This window comes from Streptomyces sp. S6 (assembly GCF_054880855.1).
In genome coordinates this window covers 18757-41526 of record NZ_JBTYMC010000022.1, presented here as the reverse complement: position 1 = coordinate 41526, position 22770 = coordinate 18757, and the positions used below count along the sequence as shown (strand labels likewise).

Annotated in this window: 24 protein-coding genes; 16 read left to right on the top strand and 8 right to left on the bottom strand. The window is 70.4% G+C overall.

What is annotated here, in order from left to right:
- From ACVNF4_RS05465 to ACVNF4_RS05450, 4 genes are all read left to right on the top strand, one after another.
- Positions 1-297 (top strand): magnesium chelatase subunit ChlI family protein (locus ACVNF4_RS05465; RefSeq protein ID WP_461801507.1); only part of this gene is annotated, 297 nt, incomplete at its 5' end.
- Positions 298-352: 55 nt separating this feature from the next.
- Positions 353-1498 (top strand): DNA-processing protein DprA, encoded by a 1146-nt coding sequence (gene dprA / locus ACVNF4_RS05460; protein ID WP_461801506.1) that lies wholly within the window; start codon positions 353-355, stop codon positions 1496-1498.
- A 253-nt stretch (positions 1499-1751) separates the two neighbouring features.
- Complete coding sequence (whiG, locus tag ACVNF4_RS05455; protein ID WP_461801505.1) at positions 1752-2594, top strand: RNA polymerase sigma factor WhiG; 843 nt, start codon at positions 1752-1754, stop codon at positions 2592-2594.
- A 68-nt stretch (positions 2595-2662) separates the two neighbouring features.
- Positions 2663-3262, top strand: coding sequence for a TetR/AcrR family transcriptional regulator (locus tag ACVNF4_RS05450; RefSeq protein ID WP_461801511.1), 600 nt, complete (start codon positions 2663-2665; stop codon positions 3260-3262).
- Here the strand turns inward: ACVNF4_RS05450 and ACVNF4_RS05445 are convergent.
- Positions 3162-3668, bottom strand: coding sequence for a murein hydrolase activator EnvC family protein (locus ACVNF4_RS05445; RefSeq protein WP_461801504.1), 507 nt, complete (start codon positions 3666-3668; stop codon positions 3162-3164). The genes ACVNF4_RS05450 and ACVNF4_RS05445 overlap by 101 nt on opposite strands.
- 271 nt (positions 3669-3939) lie before the next feature.
- Here ACVNF4_RS05445 and rpsB point away from each other — a divergent pair, with 271 nt between their 5' ends.
- From rpsB to ACVNF4_RS05390, 11 genes are all read left to right on the top strand, one after another.
- A complete protein-coding gene (rpsB, locus tag ACVNF4_RS05440) occupies positions 3940-4833 on the top strand; it encodes a 30S ribosomal protein S2 (protein WP_461801503.1) in 894 nt (297 codons plus the stop codon).
- 139 nt (positions 4834-4972) lie between these two features.
- Positions 4973-5809: a translation elongation factor Ts gene (gene tsf / locus ACVNF4_RS05435; protein WP_461801502.1), complete on the top strand. Its 837-nt coding sequence runs from the start codon at positions 4973-4975 to the stop codon at positions 5807-5809.
- A 170-nt stretch (positions 5810-5979) separates the two neighbouring features.
- On the top strand, positions 5980-6735 hold the full coding sequence (gene pyrH / locus ACVNF4_RS05430; protein WP_461801501.1) for a UMP kinase: 756 nt from the start codon (positions 5980-5982) through the stop codon (positions 6733-6735).
- A 121-nt stretch (positions 6736-6856) separates the two neighbouring features.
- The gene (frr, locus tag ACVNF4_RS05425) at positions 6857-7414 is read left to right on the top strand and encodes a ribosome recycling factor (protein WP_461801500.1); all 558 of its coding nucleotides are present in this window, start codon (positions 6857-6859) and stop codon (positions 7412-7414) included.
- Positions 7414-8529, top strand: a complete 1116-nt coding sequence (locus tag ACVNF4_RS05420) for a phosphatidate cytidylyltransferase (protein WP_461801499.1) — start codon at positions 7414-7416, stop codon at positions 8527-8529. The genes frr and ACVNF4_RS05420 overlap by 1 nt, the downstream gene beginning before the upstream one ends.
- Before the next feature lie 62 nt (positions 8530-8591).
- Positions 8592-8765: a hypothetical protein gene (locus ACVNF4_RS05415; RefSeq protein WP_461801498.1), complete on the top strand. Its 174-nt coding sequence runs from the start codon at positions 8592-8594 to the stop codon at positions 8763-8765.
- A 59-nt stretch (positions 8766-8824) separates the two neighbouring features.
- Entirely contained in the window at positions 8825-9931 is a 1107-nt protein-coding gene (rlmN, locus tag ACVNF4_RS05410) for a dual-specificity RNA methyltransferase RlmN (RefSeq protein WP_461801497.1), read from the top strand.
- A gap of 159 nt (positions 9932-10090) precedes the next feature.
- Positions 10091-11137 (top strand): thiamine ABC transporter substrate-binding protein, encoded by a 1047-nt coding sequence (locus ACVNF4_RS05405; RefSeq protein WP_461801510.1) that lies wholly within the window; start codon positions 10091-10093, stop codon positions 11135-11137.
- Between the two features lie 14 nt (positions 11138-11151).
- Entirely contained in the window at positions 11152-12753 is a 1602-nt protein-coding gene (locus tag ACVNF4_RS05400; protein ID WP_461801496.1) for an ABC transporter permease, read from the top strand.
- A 2-nt stretch (positions 12754-12755) separates the two neighbouring features.
- Positions 12756-13775: an ABC transporter ATP-binding protein gene (locus ACVNF4_RS05395; protein WP_461801495.1), complete on the top strand. Its 1020-nt coding sequence runs from the start codon at positions 12756-12758 to the stop codon at positions 13773-13775.
- Positions 13776-13780: 5 nt separating this feature from the next.
- Positions 13781-14527 carry a maleylpyruvate isomerase family mycothiol-dependent enzyme gene (locus ACVNF4_RS05390; RefSeq protein WP_461801494.1) on the top strand — a complete coding sequence of 249 codons (747 nt, stop codon included), beginning with the start codon at positions 13781-13783 and terminating at the stop codon, positions 14525-14527.
- 35 nt (positions 14528-14562) lie between these two features.
- On the opposite strand, the gene ACVNF4_RS05385 is transcribed toward ACVNF4_RS05390, so the two are convergent.
- The 7 genes from ACVNF4_RS05385 to ACVNF4_RS05355 form a co-directional block, all read right to left on the bottom strand.
- Positions 14563-15261 (bottom strand): LAETG motif-containing sortase-dependent surface protein, encoded by a 699-nt coding sequence (locus ACVNF4_RS05385; RefSeq protein WP_461801493.1) that lies wholly within the window; start codon positions 15259-15261, stop codon positions 14563-14565.
- A gap of 156 nt (positions 15262-15417) precedes the next feature.
- Positions 15418-16548: an LOG family protein gene (locus ACVNF4_RS05380; protein ID WP_461801492.1), complete on the bottom strand. Its 1131-nt coding sequence runs from the start codon at positions 16546-16548 to the stop codon at positions 15418-15420.
- A gap of 30 nt (positions 16549-16578) precedes the next feature.
- On the bottom strand, positions 16579-16998 hold the full coding sequence (locus tag ACVNF4_RS05375; protein WP_461801491.1) for a VOC family protein: 420 nt from the start codon (positions 16996-16998) through the stop codon (positions 16579-16581).
- 99 nt (positions 16999-17097) lie between these two features.
- A complete protein-coding gene (locus ACVNF4_RS05370) occupies positions 17098-18393 on the bottom strand; it encodes a hypothetical protein (RefSeq protein ID WP_461801490.1) in 1296 nt (431 codons plus the stop codon).
- Positions 18375-19115, bottom strand: a complete 741-nt coding sequence (locus ACVNF4_RS05365; protein ID WP_461801489.1) for an ABC transporter ATP-binding protein — start codon at positions 19113-19115, stop codon at positions 18375-18377. Before ACVNF4_RS05365 ends, ACVNF4_RS05370 begins: the two co-directional genes overlap by 19 nt.
- 182 nt (positions 19116-19297) lie before the next feature.
- Positions 19298-20662 (bottom strand): aspartate aminotransferase family protein, encoded by a 1365-nt coding sequence (locus ACVNF4_RS05360; protein WP_461801488.1) that lies wholly within the window; start codon positions 20660-20662, stop codon positions 19298-19300.
- Positions 20659-21141, bottom strand: coding sequence for an Lrp/AsnC family transcriptional regulator (locus ACVNF4_RS05355; RefSeq protein ID WP_461801487.1), 483 nt, complete (start codon positions 21139-21141; stop codon positions 20659-20661). Before ACVNF4_RS05355 ends, ACVNF4_RS05360 begins: the two co-directional genes overlap by 4 nt.
- A gap of 165 nt (positions 21142-21306) precedes the next feature.
- Between ACVNF4_RS05355 and ACVNF4_RS05350 the strand changes: the two genes are divergently transcribed.
- Entirely contained in the window at positions 21307-22746 is a 1440-nt protein-coding gene (locus tag ACVNF4_RS05350; RefSeq protein ID WP_461801486.1) for a gamma-aminobutyraldehyde dehydrogenase, read from the top strand.
- Positions 22747-22770: the final 24 nt, after the last annotated feature.

The window sequence follows — 22770 nt, the reverse complement described above, 5'->3', positions numbered from 1 at the left end:
CGGGAGCGCGCGGCGGCCCGGCTCGCCGGTACCCCCTGGCGGACCAACAGCGAGATCCCCGGCCGGGAGCTGCGCAGCCGCTGGCACGCGGTGACCGGCGCGATGGACGAGGCCGAGCGGGGTCTCGAACGCGGTGTCCTCACCGCGCGGGGCGTGGACCGCGTCCTGCGGGTCGCCTGGACGGTCGCCGACCTGGTCGGCCACGACCGCCCCGACGCGACCGACGTCGCCCTCGCCCTCCAACTGCGGACCGGGGTTCCGCGCGGGGTGCCGATGGCGATCGGCGCGTTGACCTGAGACATGGGGTCGGGCCGCGCATCCCGGTGCGCGGCCCCTCTCGGAGGGAGGGTGCATGACGGAGGAAGAGCGGATCGCGCGGGTCTTTCTCGGGCGGGTCGTCGAGCCCGGGGACGAGGTCGGGGGCCGGTGGGTTCGAGAGGTGGGGGCTGTGGAGGCGGCTCGGTGGGTGAAGTGGGGCGGGGGTGGGCCCCAAGGGGTCAGTGGGCGGAAGTGGGAGGGGATGCGGGGTCGGGCGCAGGAGGCTGACGGGGAGCGGGATCTGGAGGTGGCTCGGGGGGTGGGGGCTCGGTTCGTGGGGCCTGGGGAGGTTGAGTGGCCGGGGGCGCTGGACGAGCTGGGGGACGGGCGGCCGTTGGGGTTGTGGGTGCGGGGGCGGGCGAATCTCAGGGTGTGGGCGCTCAGGTCGGTGGCTGTGGTGGGGGCTCGGGCGTGTACCGAGTACGGGGCCCATGTGGGGAGTTCGCTCGGGGCGGGGCTGGCCGAGCGGGGGTGGGTGGTGGTGTCCGGGGGTGCTTATGGGGTGGACGGGGCCGCGCATCGGGGGGCGTTGGGGGCGGGTGGGGCGACCGTCGCGGTGCTGGCCTGCGGGGTGGATCAGGTGTATCCCAAAGGGCATGCCCAGTTGATCGGGCGGATCGCCGAACAGGGACTGGTGGTGGGGGAGTTGCCGCCGGGAGCGCATCCGACGCCCACCCGGTTCGTGCTGCGGAACCGGGTGATCGCCGCGCTGACGCGGGGGACCGTCGTCGTGGAGGCGGCGGTGCGCAGCGGGTCGTTGGTGACCGCGCGGGCGGCGCTGCGGCTCGGGCGGCACACCATGGGTGTGCCTGGGCCGGTGACCAGCGCGTTGTCCGCCGGGGTGCATGAACTGCTGCGCGGGGGCGGGTCGGTGGTGACCGACGCCGGCGATGTCGTCGAGCTGGTGGGGGAGATGGGGGAGCTGGGGGTGGAGCGGCGGGGGGCCGTGCTGCCCCGGGATCTGCTGGAGCCGGGTGCGCGGCAGGTGCTGGACGCGCTGCCGGGGGGCCGCGCGGCCGGCGTCGCGGAGATCGCGCGGGCCGCTCTCACCACCAGGGACGACACCGTCGTCCGGCTGTACGAACTGCGGGCACTCGGGTACGTCGAACGACACGGCGAGAGCTGGAAGTTGACACGCCAGGCGGTGATGTCCGTTCGCGGTGATCGCGGCGGCCGGTGAGGTGCGCGGTTCGGCCGTCCGAGGGAACGCGTAACCCCTTGGGAATTCCGGCAGTTGACGAACGCGACAGATCACACGAGTACCGAGCCGGGCCCTGCGGGACGGCGGAGTGAACGTATCTGCGCACCTGCCGGGCCCTGCTCTTCGCGCACCGCGACTGCTTTGTCACGCTACGCTCACGAGGATTCCGGCACAGACCGGCCGTAGGCACTCCTACCTCACGTACTCACGGCAGAACGGCACAAGGCGACGAATGCCCCAGCACACCTCCGGGTCCGACCGGACGGCTGTCCCCCCAGCCGCCCGTGACGGTGGCAGCGTGCGGCCGCCCGCTCCCTCGACACTCGACGAGCTGTGGCGGTCGTACAAGGAGACGGGGGACGAACGGCTGCGGGAGCAGTTGATCCTGCACTACTCACCCCTCGTGAAATACGTGGCGGGCCGGGTGAGCGTGGGACTGCCGCCCAACGTCGAGCAGGCGGACTTCGTGTCGTCCGGGATCTTCGGGCTGATCGACGCGATCGAGAAGTTCGACGTCGGCCGGGAGATCAAGTTCGAGACGTACGCGATCACCCGGATCCGCGGCGCCATGATCGACGAACTCCGGGCGCTGGACTGGATTCCGCGCTCGGTGCGGCAGAAGGCGCGCAACGTCGAGCGGGCGTACGCGACGCTGGAGGCGCGGCTGCGGCGCACACCCAGCGAGCAGGAGGTCGCGGCGGAGCTGGGGATCGCCGTCGAGGACCTGCACGCCGTGTTCAGCCAGCTGTCGCTGGCCAACGTCGTCGCGCTGGACGAACTGCTGCACGTCGGGAGCGAGAACGGCGACGGGCTCAGCTTCGTGGACACGCTGGAGGACCACGCCGCCGACAACCCCGTGGAGATCGCGGAGGACCGGGAGCTGCGGCGGTTCCTGGCGCGGGCGATCAACACGCTGCCGGACCGTGAGAAGACCGTCGTGACGCTGTACTACTACGAGGGCCTCACGCTCGCGGAGATCGGCAACGTCCTCGGGGTGACCGAGAGCCGGGTCAGCCAGATCCACACGAAGTCGGTGCTCCAGTTGCGCGCGAAGCTGGCCGCCTTCGGGCGCTGAGGCCGGGACTCCCGTGCCCGGCGCGGCGTCCGTACAGTGGACGTGTGCCAAGGATTCGAGCGGCCTCCGTGGCCGAGCACCGGTCGATGCAGCGAGCCGCCCTGCTGGACGCGGCCCGCTCCCTGCTGTCCGAAGGCGGTACCGAGGCCCTGACGTTCCCGGCGCTCGCCGAGCGGACCGGGCTCGCGCGGTCCTCGGTGTACGAGTACTTCCGCTCCCGCGCGGCCGTCGTCGAGGAGCTCTGCGCGGTCGACTTCCCCGTGTGGGCCGCCGAGGTCGAAAAGGCCATGGCGGCGGTCGAGGGGGGTGCGGCCAAGGTCGAGGCGTACGTCCGTCAGCAGCTCGGACTCGTCGGGGACCGGCGGCACCGCGCCGTCGTCGCCATCTCCGCCAGCGAGCTGGACGCGGGGGCCCGGGAGAAGATCCGGGCCGCGCACGGCGGGCTCGTCGCGATGATCGTCGAGGCGCTGGCGGAGCTGGGGCACGAGGAGCCGCGGCTCGCGGCGATGCTGGTGCAGGGCGTGGTGGACGCCGCCGTCCGCAGGGTCGAGCTGGGGGTCGAGGAGCCTACGGCCGTTGTGGAGGCCGCGGTGGGGATGGTGCTGCGGGGGGTGCTGGGAGGTCCAGGTACGGGAGAAGGCGCGACGGGGGCCGCGGGAGGAGCGTGAGGGGGTCGAGGTAGGCCCCGCCCCGCTTCAGGCCCCAGTGCAGGCAGGGCACCGCGCAGTGGGCGCCGTCGGGTGCCACCTCCCCGATCACCTCGCCCGCCGTCACCGCGTCCCCCTCGGCGACGGCGGGGCGTACCGGCTCGTACGTCGTACGCAGCCCGGGGTCCGAGTCCAGCGACAGAGTGACGACGCCCCGGCCCGCCACCGTGCCCGCGAAGGCCACCCGGCCGGGGGCGACCGCGCGTACCGGGGTGCCCGGCGGGGCCGCCAGGTCCACGCCCCGGTGGCCCCTCGCGTAGGGCGTCGGGGGCGGGTCGTAGGGGCGCAGCACCGGGGGGTGCGGGGTGATCGGCCAGCCGGCCGAGGCGGGGAGCAGGAGCAGCAGGGCGCAGAGGGCTTTGACCATGCGGCGAGTGTGGGTTCACGCGCCCTTCACGCGCTCACCCCTGTGGAGTACTCCCGGGTTGTGGACAGCGGCGTCATCCGGGGGTGTACGCGTCCCGTACACTTTTACCGGCGATCCGGGTCACCGGGTCGACTTCGCACGCCCCGGTACGGGGCCGGAAACGGTCCGTACTTCGCGTCCCTCGGTCCTTCGCGGCTGGGCGCATCGCGGGCGTCAGGCGTGGAGACCGTCCGGTTTCCGCGGCACAACCGAGAAAACTAGGAGTGCGGCCATGGCCGTCGTCACGATGCGGGAGCTGCTGGAGAGCGGCGTCCACTTCGGTCACCAGACCCGTCGCTGGAACCCGAAGATGAAGCGCTTCATCTTCACCGAGCGCAACGGCATCTACATCATCGACCTGCTCCAGTCGCTGTCGTACATCGACCGCGCCTACGAGTTCGTCAAGGAGACCGTCGCCCACGGCGGCACGGTCATGTTCGTCGGCACGAAGAAGCAGGCGCAGGAAGCGATCGCCGAGCAGGCGACCCGCGTCGGCATGCCCTACGTCAACCAGCGCTGGCTGGGCGGCATGCTCACCAACTTCTCCACCGTCTACAAGCGCCTTCAGCGTCTGAAGGAGCTTGAGCTCATCGACTTCGAGGACGTCGCCGCGTCCGGCCTCACCAAGAAGGAACTCCTCGTGCTCTCGCGCGAGAAGGCCAAGCTGGAGAAGACCCTCGGCGGTATCCGCGAGATGTCCAAGGTGCCCAGCGCCGTCTGGATCGTGGACACCAAGAAGGAGCACATCGCGGTCGGCGAGGCCCGGAAGCTGAACATCCCGGTCGTCGCCATCCTCGACACCAACTGCGACCCCGACGAGGTCGACTACAAGATCCCGGGCAACGACGACGCGATCCGCTCCGTCACCCTGCTCACCCGCGTCATCGCCGACGCCGTCGCCGAGGGCCTCATCTCCCGCTCCGGCGTCAACACCGGTGACAAGGGCGAGAAGGCCGCCGAGCCGCTCGCCGCGTGGGAGCGCGACCTGCTTGAGGGCGAGAAGAAGGCCGACGAGGCCCCCGCCGCCGAGGTCGTCGCTGAAGAGGCTCCGGCCGCCGAGGCCGCTCCGGTCGTCGAGGAGGCTCCGGTCGCCGAGGCGCCCGCCGCCGAGGCCGAGCAGGCCTGATCCGCCACCGTCAGCGTTGACGGCGGGGGCGACGACACCCGTGTCGCCCCCGCCGTTCACCCATAGGTCGCGGCCCGCAGCTACATGTGGGCCGTTGATCGGGTAGATCTTCCAGACTTCTAGAAAGACTTACAGACTCATGGCGAACTACACCGCCGCCGACGTCAAGAAGCTCCGCGAGCTCACCGGCGCCGGCATGATGGACTGCAAGAAGGCGCTGGACGAGGCCGAGGGCAACGTCGAGAAGGCCGTCGAGGCGCTCCGTATCAAGGGCCAGAAGGGCGTCGCCAAGCGCGAGGGCCGCTCCGCCGAGAACGGCGCCGTGGTCTCGATCATCGCGGACGACAACAGCACCGGCGTCCTCGTCGAGCTGAAGTGCGAGACGGACTTCGTCGCCAAGGGCGAGAAGTTCCAGGCCGTCGCCCAGCAGATCGCCGAGCACGTCGTCGCCACCTCCCCGGCCGACCTCGACGCCCTCCTCGGCTCCGAGATCGAGGCCGGCAAGACCGTCCAGGCGTTCGTCGACGAGGCCAACGCCAACCTCGGCGAGAAGATCGTCCTCGACCGCTTCGCGCAGTACAACGACGGCTTCGTCCTCGCGTACATGCACCGCACGATGCCCGACCTGCCCCCGCAGATCGGTGTCCTCGTCGAGCTGGACAAGCCGAACGCCGAGGTCGCCAAGGGCGTCGCCCAGCACATCGCCGCCTTCGCGCCGAAGTACCTCACCAAGGAAGAGATTCCGGCTGAGATCGTCGAGTCGGAGCGTCGTATCGCCGAGGAGACCACCCGCGCCGAGGGCAAGCCCGAGGCCGCGATCGCCAAGATCGTCGAGGGTCGCGTGAACGGCTTCTTCAAGGACGCCACGCTGCTCGGCCAGCCCTACGCGCTGGACAACAAGAAGTCCGTCCAGAAGGTCCTGGACGAGGCCGGTGTCACCCTGAAGCGCTTCACGCGCATCAAGGTCGGCATCTGAGTCCGTACCTCGACAGGCGCCCGGCCGCTATAAAGTCGGACGCACGTCACGGACTACAGCAGATCTGACGAGGAGGCCATTGCCGCGCACGGGTTGCGAACACACCCCACCGGCAATGGCCTTCTTCGTATGTGCGGTATGTGCACCACGTGAAAGAGGCGGGAACACCCATGACCACCACTCAGAAGAGCGACGACGGCAAGGTACGCGGCCGGTTCATGCTGAAGCTGTCCGGCGAGGCGTTCGCCGGCGGCGGCGGGCTGGGTGTGGACCCCGACGTGGTGCACAAGATCGCCCGGGAGATCGCGGCCGTCGTCCGGGACGGCGCCGAGATCGCCGTCGTCATCGGCGGCGGCAACTTCTTCCGGGGCGCCGAGCTCCAGGTCCGCGGCATGGACCGGGCCCGCTCGGACTACATGGGCATGCTCGGCACCGTCATGAACTGCCTCGCCCTCCAGGACTTCCTGGAGAAGGAGGGCATCGACTCCCGGGTGCAGACCGCCATCACCATGGGACAGGTCGCCGAGCCCTACATCCCGCTGCGTGCCGTGCGCCACCTGGAGAAGGGCCGCGTCGTCATCTTCGGCGCGGGCATGGGCATGCCCTACTTCTCCACCGACACCACCGCCGCCCAGCGAGCCCTGGAGATCGACGCCGAGGCGCTCCTCATGGGCAAGAACGGCGTCGACGGCGTCTACGACTCCGACCCGAAGACCAACCCGGACGCGGTGAAGTACGACGCGCTCGGCTACGCCGACGTCATCACGCGCGACCTCAAGGTCGCCGACGCCACCGCGATCACGCTGTGCCGTGACAACAAGCTGCCGATCCTCGTCTTCGAGCTGCTGGCCGAGGGCAATATCGCGCGCGCCGTCAAGGGTGAGAAGATCGGCACGCTGGTGGGTGACCAGGACACCCGGGCCTGACCGGGGGATGGACAATGTCCTGCCGGTCGGGAACCGTGCAGGAAGAAGACGCGACGCAGCCGGCCGCCGCCACCGACAGGGAACCGCAGCCGGGCCTACTCAAGACACGCAGGAGCAAGTGGTGATCGAAGAGACCCTCCTCGAAGCCGAGGAGAAGATGGAGAAGGCCGTCGTGGTCGCCAAGGAGGACTTCGCCGCGATCCGCACCGGGCGTGCGCACCCGGCGATGTTCAACAAGATCGTGGCCGAGTACTACGGTGCGCCGACGCCGATCAACCAGCTGGCCTCGTTCTCCGTCCCGGAGCCGCGCATGGCCGTCGTGACCCCGTTCGACAAGACCGCCCTGCGCAACATCGAGCAGGCGATCCGCGACTCGGACCTGGGCGTCAACCCCAGCAACGACGGCAACATCATCCGCGTCAACTTCCCGGAGCTGACCGAGGAGCGCCGCCGCGACTACATCAAGGTGGCCCGCGGCAAGGCCGAGGACTCCAAGGTGTCGATCCGCTCCATCCGCCGCAAGGCCAAGGACGCCCTCGACAAGCTCGTCAAGGACAAGGAGAGCGGCGAGGACGACGTGCGCCGCGCCGAGAAGGAACTCGACGACACCACGGCGAAGTACGTCGCCCAGGTGGACGAGCTGCTCAAGCACAAAGAAGCGGAGCTGCTCGAAGTCTGATGAACGACTCTCCCTGGGGGGCGCCGCCGCAGGCCGGACAGGCCGGGTATTGGGGGGGCGCTCCGGCGGGTCCCGCGTACGATGCGCCGCAGGCGCAGCAGACTCGCCCCATGCCCATCGTGCCCGACGTACCCGCTCATGGCGGAGACCAGGATGACGACTGGGGGGCTGCCGCAGCGGGCGGTGGTCCCCTGTTCCGCGACGAGATCCCGTCGGCGCAGCCCCAGGCGGCGGTGCCGCAGAAACCGGAGCCCATGGCCGACGAGCGGCAGCCGACGCCGCAGTCCGCACCGCCGAAGAAGAGCGCGGGGCGTGACCTGGGCGCGGCCATAGGGGTCGGGATCGGGCTCGGGGCGGTGATCGTCGCCTCGCTGTTCATCGTCAAGGCCGTGTTCGTCGGGGTGATAGCGGTCGCCGTCGTCGTCGGCCTGTGGGAGCTGACGAGCCGGCTCCAGGAGCGCAAGCAGATCAAGGCGCCGCTGGTGCCGCTCGCCGTCGGCGGGGCCGCGATGGTCGTCGCCGGGTATGTGCGCGGGCCCGAGGGGGCCTGGGTCGCCATGGCGCTCACGGCTCTCGCGGTGCTGGTCTGGCGGATGACGGAGCCTCCCGAGGGATACCTCAAGGACGTCACGGCCGGGGTCTTCGCCGCGTTCTACGTGCCGTTCCTGGCCACGTTCGTCGCGCTGATGCTGACCGCCGAGGACGGGCACCGGCGTGTGCTGGTCTTCCTGGTGCTGACGATCGTCAGCGACACCGGTGCGTACGCCGTCGGCTGGCGGTTCGGCAAGCGCAAGCTCGCCCCCCGGATCAGCCCCGGCAAGACCCGTGAGGGGCTCTTCGGTGCGATCGCCTTCGCGATGGCCGCCGGCGCGCTCCTCATGCAGTACGTCATCACCGACGGCACCTGGTGGCAGGGCCTCCTGCTCGGCCTCGCCGTCGCCGCCAGCGCCACGCTGGGCGACCTCGGCGAGTCCATGATCAAGAGGGACCTCGGCATCAAGGACATGGGGACGCTGCTGCCGGGCCACGGCGGCATCATGGACCGGCTGGACTCGCTGCTTCCGACGGCGCCGGTGGTGTGGTCGTTGCTGGTGCTGTTCGTCGGCTCCGGCTGATCGGTTCGGCGCCCTGAGCCCTCGCCCTTCTCGGGTGGGGGCTCTTTGCGTAGGGTGCGCGCATGATTGCCAGGCGGGGGAAGGACGGCAGGCTCTACGGGGCGCTGCCGTGCGGGTGGTGCGGGGAGCCGGTCGTGCAGGACGGGCGGCGCCGGGTGAAGCGGTTCTGCCGGGGGTGGCATCGGACCAAGCGGTATGCCGTCGGCGTCTTCGGCCAGGCCCTCGACCTCTTCTAGAGCTGAGGCACTCTTCACGAGCTGAGGCACTCTTCCGAGTCTGCGACACTGGAGGGGTTATGCCTAAGCCCGGAGAACTTACTTTCGTCGCCCCCCGCGGAGCCCAGAAGCCGCCGCGGCACCTTGCCGACCTCTCGCCCGCCGAGCGGAAAGAGGCTGTCGCGGAGATCGGGGAGAAGCCGTTTCGCGCGAAGCAGTTGTCGCAGCACTACTTCGCTCGGTATGCGCATGATCCGGCGGAGTGGACGGACATTCCGGCGGGGGCGCGGGAGAAGCTGCGGGGGGCGTTGCTTCCCGAGCTGATGACCGTGGTGCGGCATCTGTCCACCGATGAGGGGACGACCCGCAAGACGCTGTGGCGGATGTTCGACGGGACGCTCGTCGAGTCCGTGCTGATGCGGTACCCGGACCGGGTCACCATGTGCATCAGCTCGCAGGCCGGGTGCGGGATGAACTGCCCGTTCTGCGCGACGGGGCAGGCGGGCCTGGACCGGAACCTGTCGACCGCCGAGATCGTGCACCAGATCGTCGACGGGATGCGCGCGCTGCGGGACGGCGAGGTGCCCGGTGGGCCCGCGCGGCTGTCCAACATCGTCTTCATGGGCATGGGCGAGCCGCTCGCCAACTACAAGCGGGTCGTCGGTGCCATCCGCGCCCTGACCGACCCGAACCCCGACGGGCTCGGCCTCTCGCAGCGCGGGATCACCGTCTCGACCGTCGGTCTGGTCTCGGCGATCCACCGGTTCGCGGACGAGGGCTTCAAGTGCCGCCTCGCGATCTCCCTGCACGCCCCGGACGACGAGCTGCGCGACACCCTCGTCCCCGTCAACACCCGCTGGAAGGTCCGTGAGGTCCTGGACGCCGGGTTCGAGTACGTCCAGAAGTCGGGCCGCAGGCTGTCCATCGAGTACGCGCTGATCCGGGACATCAACGACCAGGCGTGGCGAGGTGACCGGCTCGGACGGCTGCTGCGCGGCAAGCCGGTGCACGTCAACCTGATCCCGCTGAACCCGACGCCGGGCTCGAAGTGGACCGCGTCGCGGCCCGAGGACGAGAAGGCGTTCGTGGAGGCGATCGCGGCGCACGGCGTGCCGGTCACCGTCCGGGACACCCGGGGGCAGGAGATCGACGGGGCGTGCGGTCAGCTCGCCGCCACCGAACGGTAAGCTGCTGGTCGTACGTCCATATATCCGACAGGGGAGCGCGACAGCGCTGAGAGTGCGGTGCACAGGCCGCAGACCCTCTGAACCTCGCCCAGGTCATTCTGGGTAGGAAGTTCGGTCATCACCGTGAAGAAGTGTTTCGCTGTTGTCGTGGGCCTGGGCATGGTCGCGCTGTCCGCGTGCGGGTCGTCATCATCGTCCGATGATCAGACCGGCTCCGGCTCTGGTGGCAAGACCGTCACCCTCGTCAGCCACAGCTCCTGGGCCGTCTCCAAGCCCGTCCTCGCCGACTTCGAGAAGGCCTCCGGGTACAAGGTCAAGGTGCTGACGGACGGCGACGCCGGGCAGGCCGTCAACAAGGCGATCCTCACCAAGGACAACCCCCAGGGCGACGTCTTCTTCGGCGTCGACAACACCCTCCTGTCCCGCGCCCTCGACAACGGCCTCTTCCAGCCGTACGAGGCGAAGGGGCTGGCGCAGGTCGGGACGGCGTACCAGCTCGACGCGGACAAGCACCGGGTGACGCCGATCGACTACGGCGACATCTGCGTCAACTACGACAAGAAGTACTTCGCGGACCACAAGCTGACCCCGCCGGCGTCGTACGACGACCTCGTCAAGCCGGAGTACAAGAACCTGCTGGTCACCGAGAACGTCTCCACCTCCTCCCCGGGCCTCGGCTTCCTGCTCGGGACGGCCGCGAAGTTCGGGGACGACGGCTGGCAGGACTACTGGACGAAGCTGAAGGCGAACGGTGTGGAGGTCGTCGACGGCTGGGACCAGGCCTACAACACGGTGTTCTCCGGGTCGGCCGGCGGGAAGAAGGCCAAGGGGGACCGGCCGCTCGTCGTGTCGTACGCGTCCTCCCCGCCCGCCGAGGTGATCTTCGCGGAGCCGAAGCCGAAGGAGGCGCCGACCGGGATCGTGGACGGCACCTGCTTCCGGCAGATCGAGTTCGCGGGCCTGCTCAGCAACGCGAAGAACACCGCCGGCGGCAAGGCGCTGATCGACTTCCTGATCGGCAGGGAGTTCCAGCAGGACATGCCGCTGAACATGTTCGTGTACCCGGTGCTGACGGGCGCGGCGGTCCCGGCGGAGTTCACGAAGTACGGCCCCGCCGCGAAGTCCCCCGAGACCATGGCCCCGGCGAAGATCGCCGCCGACCGTGACAAGTGGGTCAAGACGTGGGCCTCTCTCGTCCTCAAGTAGTCCGGCTGGGCCTGATGGCCCTGCCGCTCGCCTTCTTCGGGACCTTCTTCGCCTACCCGGTCGCCGCGATCCTGCTGCGCGGCCTGCACGCGGACGGCACCTGGCACCTCGGCCGCCTGTGGGACGTCGTCACCCAGTCGGACGTACGGCACGTCCTGTGGTTCACGGCCTGGCAGGCGCTCGCCTCGACGGCCCTGACGCTCCTGGTCGCGCTGCCGGGCGCGTACGTCTTCGCCCGCCTCGACTTCCCGGGCCGCAGGCTCCTGCACGCCGTCGTCACCGTCCCGTTCGTGCTGCCGACGGTCGTCGTCGGGACGGCGTTCCTGGCGCTCGTCGGCCGGGGCGGGCTCACCGACGAGCTGTGGGGTGTCCGCCTGGACACGACCGTGTGGGCGATCCTGCTGGCGCACGTCTTCTTCAACTACGCGGTCGTCGTACGGACGGTCGGCGGGCTCTGGGCGCAGCTCGACCCGCGTCAGGAGGAGGCGGCGCGGATGCTGGGGGCGTCGCGGCTGAGGGCGTTCACGACGGTGTCCCTGCCTGCGCTCGGCCCCGCCGTCGCCGCCGCCGCGCTGATGGTGTTCCTGTTCACGTTCACCTCCTTCGGGGTCGTACAGATCCTCGGCGGGCCGACCTTCTCGACCCTCGAAGTGGAGATCTACCGGCAGACGTCCGAGATCTTCGACCTCACAACGGCCGCTGTCCTCACGGTCGTTCAGTTCCTCGCGGTCGGCGCGATCCTCGCCGTGCACGCGTGGACCGTGCGGCGCCGGGAGAGCGCGCTGCGGCTCGTGGACGCGTCGACGACGGCCCGCAGGCCGCGCGGGGTCGGTCAATGGGCCCTGCTGGGCGGGGTGTTGACGACGATCGCGGTGCTGTTGGTGCTGCCGCTGGCGGTACTGGTCCAACGGTCCCTCGGCGGAACGGACTTCGCGTACTACCGGGCGCTGGTGTCCGACGAGGGCAACGTCTTCCTGGTGCCGCCGATCGACGCGATCGGCAACTCCCTCCAGTACGCGGCCGTCGCGACCGGGATCGCGGTGGTGATCGGCGGTCTCGCCGCCGCCGCGCTGGCCCGGCGGGACGCGGGGCGGCTGGTGCGCGGGTTCGACGCGCTGCTGATGCTGCCGCTCGGGGTGTCGGCGGTGACCGTGGGGTTCGGGTTCCTGATCTCGCTGGACGAGCCGCCGCTGGACCTGCGAAGCAGCTGGATCCTGGTGCCGCTCGCGCAGGCGCTGGTGGGGGTGCCGTTCGTGGTGCGGACGATGCTGCCGGTGCTGCGGGCCGTCGACCCTCGGCTGAGGGAGGCCGCCGCCGTGCTGGGGGCGTCGCCGTGGCGGGTGTGGCGGGAGGTCGATCTGCCGCTCGTACGGCGGGCGTTGCTCGTCGCCGCCGGGTTCGCGTTCGCCGTGTCGCTCGGGGAGTTCGGGGCGACGGTGTTCATCGCACGGCCCGACAGCCCGACTCTGCCGGTCGCGGTGGCGCGGCTCCTCGGCCGGGCCGGGGAACTCAACTACGGGCAGGCGATGGCCCTTTCGACGATTCTGATGCTGGTGTGCGCGGTGGCCCTGCTGGTGCTGGAGCGGCTGCGGACCGACCGGAGCGGGGAGTTCTGAGGATGCTGCGGCTTGAAGGCGCGACCGTGCGGTTCGGGGAGCGGGCCGTGCTGGACGCCGTCGATCTGGAGGTGGGCGAGCACGAGGTGGTGTGTGTGCTCGGGCCGAGCGGGAGCGGGAAGTCGACGCTGCTGCGGGTGGTGGCGGGGCTGCAACCCCTCGACGCCGGGCGGGTGTTGCTCGGGGGGAAGGATCAGGGTGGGGTGCCGGCGCATCGGCGGGAGGTCGGGCTGATGTTCCAGGACCATCAGTTGTTCCCGCAGCGGGATGTCGCCGGGAACGTGGCTTTCGGGTTGCGGATGCACGGGGCGTCGAAGGGGGAACAGGCGGGCCGGGTCGGGGAGTTGCTCGAACTCGTCGGGCTGCCCGGGGCCGGGAAGCGGGCCGTCGGTGCGCTGTCCGGGGGCGAGCAGCAGCGGGTGGCGCTGGCGCGGGCGCTCGCGCCACGGCCTCGACTCCTCATGCTGGACGAGCCGCTCGGTCAACTGGACCGTTCGCTGCGGGAGCGGCTCGTCGTCGAACTGCGGGAACTGTTCGGGCGGTTGGGGACGACGGTCCTCGCCGTCACGCACGACCAGGGGGAGGCGTTCGCGCTCGCCGACCGGGTCGTGGTGATGCGGGACGGGCGGATCGCCCAGTCCGGCACGGCACTTGAGGTGTGGCAGCGGCCGGCCGACGCGTTCGTCGCGAGGTTCCTCGGCTTCGAGAACGTCGTCCCCGCGACCGTCGAGGGGGAGGTCGCGCTCACGCCGTGGGGGAAGGTGCCGGTGCCCGCCGGGTCGGCGCAGGGGGAACGGGATGTGCTGGTGCGGTCGGCCGGGGTGCGGATCGGGGCGGAGGGGATGCGCTGCACGGTCGCCGGGCGGACGTTCAAGGGGACGCATGTCGCTGTGCAGCTCGTGCCGGAGGGGGGCGGGCCCCGGCTGGAGGCGGCCGTCGCGCTGCGGGAGGCGCCGGAGGTGGGGGAGCGGGTCGAGGCCGGGTTCGATCCGGCGGAAGTGGTCGTCCTGCCCCTATCGTGAGGGGCGTGACGCTTCTCACGCACGAACGGTACTGCGACGAGATCGAACTCCGGGTCGAGGGGCTGCGGGAGGTGGTGCGCTCCGGGGCCGATCCGGGGGACGTCGTCCCCACGTGTCCCGAGTGGTCCCTGCGGGAACTGCTGTGGCACGTCGGGGGTGAACTGCGCTGGGTGGCGGTCCAAGTGCGGGACCGGGTACAGGAGTTCCGGCCGATCGAGAAGGTGTCGGGAGAACCGCTCGACGCATGGCTCGGTGAGTCCGGAGACCTGGTCGTCGGGGCGTTGCGGGAGGCCGGACCCGAGGCTCGGGTGTGGGCCTGGACCGAGCGGCAGGACACCGGGTTCTGGGCGCGTCGGATGGCGCACGAGCTGACCGTGCACAGTGCGGACGCGGCGTTCACGGCCGGGGTGCCGTACGAGGTGGCACCCGAGATGGCCGCCGACGCGATCGACGAGTGGCTGGAGATCGTCGTGTGGGTGCAGCGCAACATGCCCCACCAGGGGGCGAAGGAACTCGTGGGGCAGCGGACGTGGAGCATCCGGCTAGAGACGCCCGGCGCCGAGTGGTTCGTGGAGTGGGGGCCGGACGGGGTGGCGTGGCGGCGGGCGCACGAGAAGGCGGACGTCGTCATGCGCGGGACGCTCACCGACGTGATGCTCGCGTTCTACCGGCGGTTGCCGCTCGACGCCGTCGAAGTCCTGGGCGAGCGACAGGTGTTGGAGTACTGGCTGGAGCGGGCGACGATGGGGTGAGCGCCGCGTGGGGGTGCGGCGCTCACCCCGGGACGTCAGCGGTTGCTGCTGCCCTTCCTGCGCATGCCGAAGAAGATCGCGCCGCCGCCGATGACGACGAGGGCCACGGCGATCCCGGCGATCAGACCGGTGTTGGAGTTCGCGCCGGTCTCCGCGAGGTGGGACTCACCGACCGCAGGGGTGGGGTTGTTGCCCACCGGGGTGACCGTGGTGCCGCTGTCGCTGGGGGAGGGCGACGGCTGCGGGGTGGACGCGGAGCCGGAAGGGGAGGGGGAGGGGCTGGGGGACTCCGACCGAGAGGGGGACGGCGAAGGGGACGGGGACTCCTCGGACTTGCACGCCTTCGAGGGGGTGGTGAGGTTCGGGGAGATGTCCTCGTTCACCAGAGCGCCGGCCGTCACGTGGACGCGGTACGTGGAGTTCGGTGCCCAGTCCTCGGCGAAGGTGATGGTCGTGCCGGTCAGGCTGCCCTTCACCTTCTGGTCCTTCCCGACCTTGCGGAGGTCGCTGCCGTTGTTCTCCAGGTACACGGAGACGGTGGCGGTGACTCCGGTGACGTCGATGTCCTTGACGGTGATGACGCCCTTGTCGCCGTCGCAGGAGGCGGTGGCGGAGAAGTCCGCGATGGTGCAGGCGAGCGCGCTGGAGGACGCGGAGAGCACGACGGCTGCGGAGGCGGCGGCGACGCCGAGCATACGGGCCGAACGGGCGGCTGTGCGGCGGGATATGGACATGTTTGTCCTTTGCGGGAGGCGCAACTGCGGGGGGCTGGAGGTGAGATGACCCCGTGCGGGGCGCATCAGCATCCCCTTGAGGCTCACAGGTGTATAAGCGCGCCATAAGAAGTGTCAATGCGGGCATCCCATTTGACCCCCGGCTTTGCTCGCTTATTAATTACCCGCGCGTTTCAGGGCCTCGGGTGCCTGTTCGACGCGGTCCACCAGGACGATCCGCCCCGCCATTGCCCTGTCCCTCGCCAGCGCCTCCAACAGCGGCCAGGCGGGCAGGTGTTCGGTCCAGTGGGCCTCGTCCACCAGCACCATCGGGCGCGGCTCGCCCCTCGACTCGTAGTAGTTCGGCGTCGAGTTGTCGAAGATCTCCTGGACGGTTCCGGCGGCGCCCGGCAGGAACACGACGCCGGCGGTGCAGCGCGCCAACAGGCCGTCCTCGCGGGTGGCGTTGGAGAAGTACTTGGCGATGTGGGAGGCGAACGCGTTCGGCGGTTCGTGGCCGTAGAACCAGGTCGGGATCCCCACCGAGGCCCCGCCGCCCGGGAATCGGGACCGCACCTCGAACGCGGCCCTCGCCCACTCCGTCACCGACGGCGTGAACGTCGGTGCCTTCGCGAGGAGTTGCAGTGCCTCCTCCAGCATGGAGTCGTCGAACGGGGCCGCGTACGCGCCCAGGTTCGCCGCCTCCATCGCGCCCGGACCGCCGCCTGTCGCGACCGTCAGTCCGGCGCGGGCCAGCGAGCGGCCGAGGCGGGCGGCACCGGCGTACTCCGCCGTGCCGCGCGCCATCGCGTGGCCACCCATGACCCCCACCACCCGTGCGCCGGCGAGGAGTTCGTCGAGGCCGTCCGACACGGCGTCGTCGTGCACCGAGCGGAGCATCGACGCGAAGATGTCGCCGTTCGCCTTCGTCTCCTGGAACCACGCGTACGTCCGGGCGTCCGGGGTGGCCTCGTAGCCGTCCGGCAAGCCGTCGAACAGTTCGTCAGGGGTGTAGAGGAGGGCGCGGTACGGGTCGAAAGGCAGGCCCGGGACCGGCGGGAAGACCAGCGCCCCGGCCGCTCTGACGTGAGTGTCCGCAGCCGGGGTCAAGAGGCAGCCGAGGAAGACGGCGCCGGTGGTGTCCGTGGCCAGCAGGGCGTCCGTACGGGCTGTCAGGTCCACTGCCTGGACGCGGTATCCGGCGAGTGTGCCGGCCGTCGCCAGCACCTCGTCGAACTCGGCCAGGGACTCGATCTCACGGTCGGGGTAGCCGTCGTACGGCTGGGCGGGTGTCTGGGTCTGGGGCACCCGCCCATGCTAGGTCGTGCTCTTTTCGGGTCAGCCCTGGATCGCCGACGGGTCCATCCAGATGATCTCCCAGGTGTGGCCGTCGAGGTCGTCGAAGGCGCGGCCGTACATGAAGCCGTGGTCCTGGGGGTCGCGGGTCTCCGTCGCGCCGAGGGACAGGGCACGGTCCGTCAGCTCGTCCACGGCGGCGCGGGACTCCGCGCTCAGCGCGATCATGACCTCGCTGGTCTTCGTGGCGTCCGCGATCTCCTTCTTCGTGAACGTCGAGTAGAAGGGCTTCACCAGGAGCATCGCGACGATCGTGTCGCTGATCACCACCGAGGCCGCGTTGTCGTCGCTGAACTGGGGGTTGATGCTGTAGCCGAGCTCCGTGAAGAACTTCTTGGAGGCCGTCAGGTCCGCGACGGGGAGGTTGACGAAGATCATCTGCTGGTACGCGGGGGTGGTCATCTCGGGCTCTCCGTAGGTGTCGTTCCGTTGTGTTCGAGGGGTAGACGCCGGGGACCGGGATTACTCATCGGTGTCCGGAGATTTTTTTCGTACGAATTTTCAGGTCGCCAGCGGGAGGGTCGCGAGCTGGGCCACCGCGAGGGTGAGGGGGGTGAAGACGAGGAGGAGGGCCGTTGCCCTCAGGGCCGCCGCGGTGCGGAGGGTGGTGGCGGGGGCGCCCAGGCGGATCAGGGCCGCCGTGGTGTCCGCCCTCGACTGGCGGGACTCGATCGCCGCGGTGAGGAGAGTGCCGAGGGCGCAGCCGGTGACCAGGAGGGCGCCGAGGGTGGAGAGGGGGCCCGAGGGGCGGTCGCCGTTCAGGGACGCCATCGTGTAGGCGCCGGAGAGGACCGCGCACAGGACGCCCAAGGGGCGGCCGATCCTCCGGGACTCCTCCATCAGGCCCCTGCCCGCGAGGAGGCGCAGCGCGCCGGGGCGGAGCGTCTGGAGGAGGCGGCCGCAGAGGTGGGTGAGACCGGGGCCGGCCAGGGCCAGGCCCACTGCGGTGAGCGTCCAGCCGAGGAGGACCGCCGCGGGGCCGGTGGGGAGGCCTGCGGGGAGAGTGAGGAGGGAGGAGGTGGGGGTGGTGCGGGCAGCGTATGCCTCAACGGCGAGGCCGGCGGCGAGGGTGGCCGCGCCCCAGGGGAGGGCTGTGGGAGAGGGATGGGTGGGTGCGGGTTCGGTGAGGGCTGGGGTGGGGGGTGCCTCGTGCGTCTCGGTCTCTGCCGGCTCGCTCTTCGTCCCCCCACGCGCCCCGAACCTCCCGTACGACCCGAACGTCTCCCGCCCCGGCGTTTTTCCGAAGCCGCCGAACGCCCGGTGGGTCGCCTTGGCCGCCACCTGGGTGTCCCTCGGGCGCAGCATCAGGGCTACCGCCGCTGACGAGGTCAAGGGGACCAGCGTCAGGAGGGTCAGGGCTGCGGGGAGGGGGAGGGGGTGTCGGTGGGCGAGGAAGTCGGCGGCGGCGTTGTCGAAGGGGAGGCCGGTCAGGTCGCCTCGGAGGTGGAGGAAGACCAGGAGGGCCAGCGTGGAGCCCAGGAGGGTGGAGAGCGCTGTCGTCGTTGCCGAGACCGCCATCAGGCGGGTGGGGCCCAGGCCGATCGCCGCCAGGCCGGGGCGGGGTCGGGTGGCCGGGTCCGTGCGGGCGACCGCCATCGCGAAGTAGACCGTGGCCGTCAGCGGGATCGCGCACCACGCCAGGCGCAGGGCCGAGGACGCCGTCGCCTCGGGGTGGGTGAGGGCGTGGCCCAGGGTCGAGAGGAGGAGGAAGCCCGTGCCCGCCGCTGCCGCCGACACCGCCAGGCGGCGCGCGTGAACGGCCGGGTGGGCGGCTCGGGTCAGGCGGAGAGCGAGCACGCGGGACGGCCTTCCGGGTCGGTGGGCGGGGGAAGGTGGACGGTGGTGACGCGCCGCCCGTCCAGCATCGGCATCGTCCGGTCGGCGAGGGCCGCCGTGTCCGGGTCGCCGGTCGCCAGCACGACGGTGATGCCGTGGGAGCGCGCGGCCGTCGTCAGGGTGCGCAACACGTGGGCCCGGTCGGCCTGGTGGAGAGGTGCCGTCGGCTCGTCCGCGAACAGCACGGACGGCGCAGGCGCCAACGCCCGTGTGATGCACACCCGTTGCCGCTCGGCCTGCGTCAACTCCCGCGTGTCCCGGCGGGCCTTGTCGCCGACGTCGAGCCGCTCCAGCCACTCCAGCGCCGCCGCCTTGGCCCGCCGGCGGCTCGTGCCGCGCAGCATGAGAGGCAGGGCCGCGTTCTCCCACACGTTCAGCTCGGGGACCAGCACCGGCACCGGGTCGATCCACCCGAAGCGGTCACGGCGCAGGCGTTCGCGGGCGACGGGGCCCATGGTGTGGACGGGGACGCTGTTGAACCAGACCTCGCCGCGCTGCGCGGGGGTCAGCCCCGACAGGCAGTGCAGCAGCGTCGTCTTGCCGCTGCCGCGCGGGCCGGTGACGGCGAGGATCTCGCCCTCGCGGACCCCCAGGGAGACACCGCCGAGGCCGGGCGTGCCGTCGCGGTGCGTGAAGTGCAGGGAGCGTGCCCAGAGCACGTCGTTGTCCGGCGGGGCCTCCATGGGCGTACACCTTCGTTCAGATCCGTAGTTCCCGTGTCCGATCCCCCGTGCGGGTGAACGAAAGGCAGGGGGGATCGGTCACTGCACGCTAGGCAGGGGGTCCCTGGAATGCCGGACAGCACACGGCCCCGCAGCGCCGTTTCTCACTCGAACGGGCGCGTACGGGGCCGTATATCGGACGATCAGAGCTTCGACCACGCCTCCGTCAGCGTCTGGCGCAGGATCTGCTCGATCTCGTCGAACGTCTCCTGGTTCGCGATCAGCGGCGGCGCGAGCTGGACGACCGGGTCGCCACGGTCGTCCGCGCGGCAGTACAGGCCGTTCTCGAAGAGGGCCTTGGAGAGGTAGCCGTAGATGATGCGCTCGGTCTCGTCGGCGTCGAAGGACTCCTTCGTCGCCTTGTCCTTGACGAGTTCGATGCCGTAGAAGAAGCCGTTCCCGCGGACGTCGCCGACGATCGGGAGGTCGTGGAGCTTCTCCAGGGTCGCGCGGAACGCGGACTCGTTGTCGAGGACGTGCTGGTTGAGGTTCTCGCGCTCGAAGAGGTCGAGGTTGGCGAGGGCGACGGCCGCGGAGACGGGGTGGCCGCCGAAGGTGTAGCCGTGCAGGAAGGCGTTGCCCTCCTTGTAGAACGGCTCGGCGAGGCGGTCGGAGATGACGCAGGCGCCGATCGGGGAGTAGCCCGAGGTCATGCCCTTCGCGCAGGTGATCATGTCCGGGACGTAGCCGAACTTGTCGCACGCGAACGTCGTCCCGAGCCGCCCGAACGCGCAGATCACCTCGTCCGAGACGAGCAGGACGTCGTACTGGTCGCAGATCTCGCGCACCCGCTGGAAGTAGCCGGGCGGCGGCGGGAAGCAGCCGCCCGCGTTCTGGACGGGCTCCAGGAAGACGGCGGCGACGGTGTCCGGGCCCTCGAAGAGGATCTGCTGCTCGATCTGGTCGGCGGCCCAGCGGCCGAACGCGACCGGGTCGTCACCGTGGATGGGCGCGCGGTAGATGTTGGTGTTGGCGACCTTGTGCGCGCCGGGCACGAGCGGCTCGAAGGGGGCGCGCAGCGGGGGCAGGCCGGTGATGGACAGGGCGCCGTGGGTGGTGCCGTGGTAGGCGACCGTCCGGGAGATCACCTTGTGCTTGGTGGGCTTGCCGGTCAGCTTGAAGTACTGCTTCGCCAGCTTCCACGCCGTCTCGACGGCCTCGCCGCCCCCGGTCGTGAAGAACACCTTGTTCAGGTCGCCGGGGGCCTCGCCCGCGAGGCGCTCCGCCAGCTCGATCGCCTGCGGGTGCGCGTACGACCACACCGGGAAGAACGCCAGCTCCTGCGCCTGCTTGAACGCGGTCTCGGCGAGTTCGGTACGGCCGTGGCCTGCCTGGACGACGAAGAGTCCGGCGAGGCCGTCGAGGTAGCGGCGGCCCTTGTCGTCGTAGATGTAGGTGCCCTCGCCGCGGACGATCGTCGGGACGGGGGAGTTCTCGTACGACGACATGCGGGTGAAGTGCATCCACAGGTGGTCGTACGCGGACTTGCTGAGGTCCTTCGCTGTCATCGGGTTCCCCACATGTAGGTCTGCTTCTTGAGCTTCAGGTAGACGAAGCTCTCGGTGGAGCGCACACCGGGGAGGGCCCGGATGCGGCGGTTGATGACCTCCAGGAGATGGTCGTCGTCCTCGCAGACGATCTCCACCATCAGGTCGAAGGACCCGGCGGTCATCACCACGTACTCGCACTCGTCCATGGCCGTGAGGGCGTCCGCCACGGTCTCGACGTCACCTTCGACGTGCACCCCGACCATGGCCTGCCGGCGGAAGCCGACGGTCAGCGGGTCGGTGACCGCGACGATCTGCATGACGCCCTGGTCGAGCAGTTTCTGCACGCGCTGGCGCACCGCCGCCTCGGAGAGGCCGACGGCCTTGCCGATCGCCGCGTAGGGGCGGCGGCCGTCCTCCTGGAGCTGCTCGATGATCGCGAGGCTGACGGAGTCGAGGTGCTTGTCGGTGCTTCGGTTGGCCACGGGGTCACTCTGCATCACGTCTCGTTTGTTTCGCAAGGCCGTTTCGATGAAATCCGTTGTTGTGGTGCTCAGGATCTGCGGATTTCGTAAGGGTGGCGGGATCGGGGGTGTTGAAAACGTCGGGCGGCGGATTAGGGTGGTGTCTCAGTCAGTGGACACCTGCACTCTGGGAGGACGGCCGTGAGCACCGAACCGCGTCGGCTGCGCAACTACATCGGCGGCGAGTTCCGTGACGCCGCCGACGGACGGACCACCGAGGTGGTCAACCCCGTCACGGGCGAGACGTACGCGACCGCCCCGCTCTCCGGCCGGGCCGACATCGACGCCGCGATGGCCGCAGCCGAAGCCGCGTTCCCGGGCTGGCGGGACACCACCCCCGCCGAGCGGCAGCGCGCGCTGCTGAAGATCGCGGACGCGTTCGAGGAGCGCGCCGAGGACCTGATAGCCGCCGAGGTCGAGAACACCGGCAAGCCGATCGGGCTGACCCGCACCGAAGAGATCCCGCCGATGGTGGACCAGATCCGGTTCTTCGCGGGCGCCGCGCGGATGCTGGAGGGGCGCGCGGCCGGGGAGTACCTGGAGGGGCTGACCTCCATGATCCGGCGCGAGCCGGTCGGGGTCTGCGCGCAGGTCGCGCCCTGGAACTACCCGATGATGATGGGCGTCTGGAAGTTCGCGCCGGCCCTCGCCGCGGGCAACACGGTCGTGCTGAAGCCGTCCGACACGACCCCGGCGTCCACCGTCCTCATGGCCGAGATCATGGGCTCGATCCTGCCGTCCGGCGTCTTCAACGTCGTCTGCGGCGACCGTGACACCGGGCGCCTCATGGTCGAGCACCCGACGCCGGCCATGGCCTCCATCACCGGGTCCGTGGGCGCCGGGATGGCCGTCGCCGAGTCCGCGTCCAAGGACCTCAAGCGGGTCCACCTGGAGCTCGGCGGCAAGGCTCCCGTCGTCGTCTTCGAGGACACCGACATCGCCAAGGCCGTCGAGGGCATCTCCGTCGCCGGGTTCTTCAACGCCGGTCAGGACTGTACGGCGGCGACGCGCGTCCTCGTCCACGAGTCCATCCACGACGAGTTCGTCGCCGCGCTCGCGAAGGCCGCCGCCGAGACGAAGACCGGGCTGCCGGACGACGAGGACGTGCTGTTCGGCCCGCTCAACAACGCCAATCAGCTCGCGCGGGTCTCCGGGTTCGTCGAGCGGCTGCCCGCGCACGCCAAGGTGGAGGCCGGTGGGCACCGGGTCGGCGAGAAAGGTTTCTTCTATGCGCCGACCGTCGTCTCCGGGGTGAAGCAGGACGACGAGATCATCCAGAACGAGGTCTTCGGGCCGGTCATCACCGTCCAGTCCTTCACGGACGAGGACCAGGCCGTCGAGTGGGCCAACGGCGTCGACTACGCGCTCGCGTCCTCCGTGTGGACCAAGGACCACGGGCGGGCCATGCGGATGTCCCGGCGCCTCGACTTCGGGTGCGTGTGGATCAACACGCACATCCCGCTGGCCGCGGAGATGCCGCACGGCGGGTTCAAGAAGTCCGGGTACGGCAAGGACCTCTCGGGGTACGGGTTCGAGGACTACACGCGGATCAAGCACGTGATGACCGCGCTGGACTCCTAGACCGGGTTCAGTGAAGCCTTGTTC